3 protein-coding genes are annotated in these 2644 nt (G+C 41.8%); 2 read left to right on the forward strand and 1 reads right to left on the reverse strand.

The genetic code is table 11. The features are described from left to right. Positions 1-981: CotH kinase family protein (locus ACKI39_RS02385; RefSeq protein WP_407397296.1), on the forward strand; the 981-nt coding region annotated here is incomplete at its 5' end. Between the two features lie 457 nt (positions 982-1438). Here ACKI39_RS02385 and ACKI39_RS02390 read toward each other — a convergent pair. Further along, on the reverse strand, positions 1439-1945 hold the full coding sequence (locus ACKI39_RS02390; protein ID WP_407397298.1) for a magnesium transporter: 507 nt from the start codon (positions 1943-1945) through the stop codon (positions 1439-1441). Positions 1946-1984: 39 nt separating this feature from the next. Here ACKI39_RS02390 and ACKI39_RS02395 point away from each other — a divergent pair, with 39 nt between their 5' ends. After that, a complete protein-coding gene (locus tag ACKI39_RS02395; protein ID WP_407397300.1) occupies positions 1985-2557 on the forward strand; it encodes a hypothetical protein in 573 nt (190 codons plus the stop codon). Positions 2558-2644: the final 87 nt, after the last annotated feature.

The raw sequence follows: 2644 nt of genomic DNA on the forward strand, positions 1-2644 counted from the left end.
GACAGCTATTCCAACATTTTCGACAGTGCCAAAACAGATGTCTCCAAGGCAGACCAGAAAGGACTGATTTCTGCCCTGAAAAACCTGAGCGAATACGCCGACCTTGAAAATACACTGGATGTGAATGAGGTCTTGCGCTACTTTGTTGTTCACAGTTTTCTGGTGAACGGAGACAGCTATACCGGAAACATGATTCATAACTATTATATCCATGAAAAGGACGGTCAGCTTTCCATGATTCCGTGGGATTATAACCTTGCTTTTGGCACATTTATGGGTGGTAATACATCCGGCAGTGTCAATGACGACATCGACGAGGTTCTTTCAGACCGACCGATGCAGGCGTGGATTTTCTCGGATGAAGCATATACCGAGCAGTATCATGCGTTGTATGCAGAGTTTATCGAGGAGTGGTTCACGAACGGCAAACTTGAAAAGCTGATTGCTGACACGGCACAGATGCTGCGTCCCTACGTGGAAAAAGATCCAACTAAGTTCTGCACGACAGAAGAATTTGATGAAGGTGTCGATGCCATTCAGCAGTTTGTCGCACTTCGCGCCGAAGCAGTCACCAGCCAGCTCGACGGTGATTTAACAGCAGTTGAGACAGGCGATTTGAATCTCTCTGCCATGGGCAGTATGGGCGGCGGCATGGGCAGCCCCCGCGGCAATATGCCGCAGGGCGGGAAAAGGCCCTCCCGGAACGAAATGAACAGCTCCAATGAGGACCGGCCCGCTATGCCTTCGGGTATGGACGCGCTGGGTGAAAATGCACCGACGGGAAACTTCGACCCTTCCAGTTTTGTGCCAGGTGGCAATCAGCAAGGCTCACGCCCTGCAGGTAATACATTTACCCCTGGTGACAGAGCTTCTTTTGGAGAACCATCCGGAACATCAGAACTGTCTCAATGGGGATTGGTCGGAATATCTGCTGTGGTATTGATCATTGGATTGCTGATTGCATCGAAAAAGAAGTATTGATGTCCTCAGTTTGTTGAGCAGATAATATAGACAGTTAAATTTTAGTAATTGCAAAATGACAGATAAGCTTTTCGGCATTTACAATAGCAGTTCACGGCAGGATTTGTGAATAGTGCCAAGAATGGCTTAAATACGGGTTTTCCTGTGTATGTAAGGCTTGTTTTACGCCTTGCTTACACCTTTTACAGAGCATGATTTTAGAGCATAGAAAAGAGAGTATGTGATAATGATAAAAGTACTGTTTGTCTGCTGGGGCACTTTGCATACAGTGGCGTGAAAATGCAGTAAAATCAATGCTTTGAGACAATTTAATGATTAGCCTACACCTCGTTTACACCTTTTGGTGCAAGAGGAATATGGACCATCCCGAAAATTATCGCTGATAAGATGTGAAAATAGTGGAAGCCTACAAGTATTTGCCGATTCAAATACAGTGTAGGCTTCTTGCGTGTGAAGATTACGCGATATGAAGTAGATTGATAAGTAAAATCCAAGCTAATCCGTAGTATGTTACGACCGCAACAAGGTCATTTACAGTTGTGATTAACGGACAGGATGCTACAGCCGGATCTACTTTTATCTTATGGAAGAATAGAGGAACTATTGTGCCAACCAAACTGGAAATAATCATTGCAACCATAAGTGAAAATCCTACACATGCAGATATCAGCAAAGTGTAGGTAATGGTAGTATGCTTAAAGATACTGATATATGCTCCAATAAAGATAAGTGCCATGATTCCTAAAAATAACCCATTGCATAGTCCGACCTTCATTTCCTTGAAAACAAGTTTGAATTTCTGAGAACCAGTTAAGCTTTCATCCATTAGTACTCGTATGGTAACAGCAAGGGACTGAGTTCCTACATTTCCTGCCATATCAAGAATGTGGGATTGGAAACAAATGATGATAGATAGCTTTGCAACAACACCTTCAAATATTCCAACAACACTTGATACACCCATACAGATGAAGATGAGAATGAAATTTCTGATTCATATATATTGCATATTGGTCAAAATCAGGAAGAACTGAAAAAAGCTGAAGAATCAGAAGCAAACGAAGAAGATGAAATTCCAGAAGTGACGAAATATGTACGTGTCGGGGATTCACAGATTGTGTATAAGTTGGATGCTACTTCTTACGAAACATTAGCAGCAACTTCTTATGACGATTTACGACATAATGAAGTTTTCTGGGCAGATTCAGATACTATGACTCAGATTGATATTACACTGGAAGGTGAAGAACATCTACTTACGTCTGAAATTGATGAGGACGACGAGGAAACACGAGTTTGGTACTATGGAGAGGAAGAAATTGAACTTGCTGATTTTAGGACTGCACTCAAAACACTGATGGCTGACAGCTTTACAAGTGAAGCAGCAGGACAAAAGGAAGAAATCAATCTTACGATTCATTTAGATAATGAGAATTTCCCACAGGTTAAGATTCAGCTTTATCGTTATGATGGTTCGCTTTGTCTTGCCGTTGTAGATGGTGAAAGCGTTTCTCTTGTAGAACGTTCTTCAGTTGTGGAGCTTGTTGAAGCTGTTCAAGCTATTGTTCTAAACTAAATCGTAATAAAAAAGAAGAAATCACATCCAAAAGGGTGCGATTTCTTCTTTTTCAATTTGTTGCTTAATGTTTATTCAAGTTCAAAC

The sequence above is a fragment of the Treponema sp. genome (genome assembly GCF_045641405.1).
In the GTDB taxonomy this organism is placed as follows: domain Bacteria; phylum Spirochaetota; class Spirochaetia; order Treponematales; family Treponemataceae; genus Treponema_D.